1 protein-coding gene is annotated in these 3,712 nt (G+C 70.2%); it reads left to right on the top strand.

Annotated elements, in window-relative coordinates:
• Window positions 1-34: 34 nt before the first annotated feature.
• Window positions 35-3,712 (top strand): type I polyketide synthase (locus ACZ3H8_RS40710; RefSeq protein ID WP_467410408.1); only part of this gene is annotated, 3,678 nt, incomplete at its 3' end.

The raw sequence follows: 3,712 nt of genomic DNA, 5'->3' as shown, positions 1-3,712 counted from the left end.
GTCGTTGGTGGCTTCGGGTGCGAGGGCTTTGCGGGTGCGGGTGGTGAAGGCCGGGCCGGAAGCGGTCTCGCTTCAGCTGGCGGACTTGGCCGGTGGCCCTGTGGGGTCGGTCGACTCGCTGGTTCTGCGTGAAGCCTCGGCCGAGTTGCTCGCCGGTGCCCGGAAGGTATACCGCGAGGGACTCTTCCAACTCGACTGGATCACATCGCCGACACCCGCCGCGCCCGCCGTGTCCGAGGGCGAGTGGGCTGCGGTCGGAGAGTCCGCGGCAGAGGACGGCCCTGCCCTGCAAGACGCGCTAGCTGTCCCCGTACAGGCGTGGGCCGACCTGGCCACGGTGGCCGACGGCGAAGGGGATGCTCCTCAGACGGTTCTCTTCGTCTGCGGACTGCCTGCCTCCCGCACCGGTCTGGCCGAGGCGACCCATGCGGTGACCCGGCAAGCGCTGACGCTGGTACAGGAATGGCTGGCCGAGCGGCGTTTCGAGGACTCCCGCCTTGTCGTGATCACCGAGGGCGCGGTGGCCTTCGATGAAGGTGCGCCCGATCCCGCCCTGGCCTCCGTCTGGGGTCTCGTACGGGCCGCACGGACCGAGAACCCCGGCAGGTTCGTACTGGTGGATGTCGACGCGACAACGGAATCCTGGGGCGTGCTCCCGGCGGCGCTCGCCTCGGGAGAGCCGGAGTTGGCCCTGCGTGGTGGGTCCGTCCACGTGCCGAGGCTGGTGCGAGTCGGCTCCCGGCCGACGCCCGCGTCCCTGCCTGACGCTGTCGGCAGCCGACCGACAGAAGAGAAGACCGGGCGCGCCCTCTCCCACGGGACGGTGCTGGTTACCGGTGGGACAGGCGGTCTGGGCGCGTTGGTGGCGCGGCATCTGGTGGCCGAGCGGGAGGTGCGGCATTTGGTGCTGGCCAGCCGGCGCGGGGCAGACGCCCCCGGTGCCGACGAGCTGGTGACGGAACTGACCGGCCTGGGCGCCGAGGTGATCGTCGCGGCCTGTGATGCGGGGGACCGTAAGGCGCTCGCAAACCTTCTGTCCTCGATCCCTTCGAAGCATCCCCTGACGGCGGTGGTGCATACGGCCGGCGTGATGGACGACGGAGTCGTCTCCTCGCTGACGGCCGAGCGTCTGGACGCCGTGCTGCGGCCGAAGGTGGACGCCGTGGCCAACCTCGACGAGCTCACGCGGACAATGGACTTGTCGGCGTTCGTGATGTTCTCCTCTGCGGCCGGGACGCTCGGTGGTGCGGGCCAGGCCAACTACTCGGCGGCGAACGCATTCCTGGACGCCCTGGCGCAGCGACGCCGCGTTCTCGGTCTGCCGGCCACGTCGTTGGCGTGGGGCCCCTGGGCACCGGACGCAGGCATGACGAGTGACCTGACTGAGGTGGACCTGCGCCGGATGGCGCGAGGCGGCGTCCTGCCGCTGAGCGCGGAACAGGGGCTGGGTCACCTCGACACCGTGCTGAACGGCGGACCGGACCTGGACCTGGGTCCGGCACGGGCCGTAGTGCTGCCGGTGAACCTGGACATAGCGGCGCTACGGGAACTAGGGGAAGAGATCCCCGCGCTGATGCGGGGTCTGTTCCGCGCTTCACGGCGCCGTACGGCCGTATCCGGTGCACTGGGAGGCGGGGCCGACGACCTGGTTCAGCGCCTTGTCCCGATGCCCCCGGCCGACCGCGAACGATTCATGCTGGAACTGATCCGTGCTCAGGCCGCGTCGGTGCTCGGGTATTCCTCGGCCGCGGACATCGAGCCGGATCAGTCGTTCAAGGTTCTGGGCTCGGACTCGCTGACGTCGGTGGAGTTGCGCAACAGGGTGAACGCGGTGACGGGGCTGCGGCTGTCGGCGACCTTGGTGTTCGACTATCCGACTCCCGCGGCGCTGGCTCGGCATGTGCTGGGCGAGTTGGTGGGCGGCAAGGAAGAGCTCTCCGGATCCGCACTGCCCGCCATGGCCGGGGTGGACGACGATCCGGTGGTGATCGTCGGAATGGCCTGCCGGTACCCGGGCGGCGTGGAGTCTCCTGAGGATCTGTGGCAGCTGGTCGTGGACGGCCGTGAGGGAATCGGCGGGTTCCCGGGCGACCGCGGGTGGGACCTGGAGGGGCTGTTCGACCCGGATCCGGGGAAGCTCGGCAAGACATACGTGCAGAAGGGCGGGTTCCTCTACGACGCGGCCTCGTTCGACGCGGGGCTGTTCGGGATTTCGCCGCGTGAGGCGCTCGCGATGGATCCACAGCAGCGGATGCTGCTGGAGACGTCGTGGGAAGTCTTCGAACGGGCCGGCATCGACCCGGAAACGCTCCGAGGGAGGCGGACCGGCGTCTTCGCGGGTGTCATGGGCCAGGACTACGGCTCCTGTCTGCGGGAGGGCGTGCACGAGTCCGACGGCTATCTGCTGACCGGCAACACGGGCAGCGTCGCCTCCGGCCGGATCTCCTTCGCCTTCGGTCTGGAAGGCCCGGCGATGACGGTGGACACGGCGTGCTCCTCGTCCCTCGTGACTCTGCACCTGGCCGCGCAGTCGTTGCGGTCGGGCGAGTGTGATCTGGCGCTGGCCGGTGGCGTGACCGTGATGTCGACGCCTGACACCTTCGTCGACTTCAGCCGGCAGCGGGGGCTGGCTGCGGACGGGCGCTGCAAGGCGTTCGGCGCGGGCGCGGATGGTACGGCGTGGTCCGAGGGCGTGGGTGTGCTGCTCGTGGAGCGGCTGTCGGACGCCCGGCGCAACGGTCACCGGGTGTGGGCGGCCGTCCGTGGCAGCGCGGTGAATCAGGATGGCGCATCGAATGGCCTGACCGCGCCGAACGGTCCGTCGCAGGAACGGGTGATCCGCCAGGCTCTGGCTGGTGCGGGCCTGTCGGCGGCGGACGTGGACGCGGTGGAGGGACACGGCACCGGCACGCCGCTAGGGGATCCGATTGAGGCGCAGGCGTTGCTGGCGACGTACGGGCAGGACCGCCCGCAGGACCGGCCGCTTCTGCTGGGGTCGTTCAAGTCGAACGTCGGTCACACTCAGGCGGCTGCGGGTGTGGGCGGCGTGATCAAGATGATCATGGCGATGCGGCACGGGGTACTGCCGCGCACCCTGCACGTGGACGAGCTGTCGCCGCATGTGGACTGGTCCGCCGGGGCGGTGAAGCTCCTGGCGGAGAACACCGAGTGGCCGGAGGCGGACCGGCCGCGCAGGGCGGGTGTGTCCTCGTTCGGGATCAGCGGGACGAACGCACACGTGATCATCGAGCAGCCCCCGGTCGAGGTCCAGGAAGTACCGGAAGTACCGGAAGGGCCGGCAGCGACCGGGGACGGCCCGGAGCCGGAGGCCGAGTTCGAGCTTCCTGTGACGCCGGTAGTGATTTCGGCAGCCGACGGTTCAGCCTTGCAGGGCCAGGCAGAGCGGCTGTGGGCCCGGGTGGACGCCGACCCGGGGCTCCGGCTCAGCGATGTGGCGCTGTCGTTGGTCACGACCCGGTCGCTGGCCGAGCACCGTGCGGTCGTCCTGGCCGAAGGCCGGGCGGAACTGCTGCGAGGTCTGCGGGCACTGGCCGTAGGGCAGCCCGATCCAGGTGTCGTCCTGGGGACGGGCGGACGGTCCGGTCGCCGGACGGCGTTTCTGTTTGCGGGTCAGGGTTCGCAGCGGTTGGGGATGGGCCGGGAGTTGTACGGGGCGTTCCCCGCGTTTGCCCGGTCGTTCGACGAGATCTGT

The sequence above is a fragment of the Streptomyces sp. NPDC002868 genome (assembly GCF_055563295.1).
Note: the sequence above shows the minus strand (reverse complement) of the source record. Positions and strands in the feature narration are given on the sequence as shown.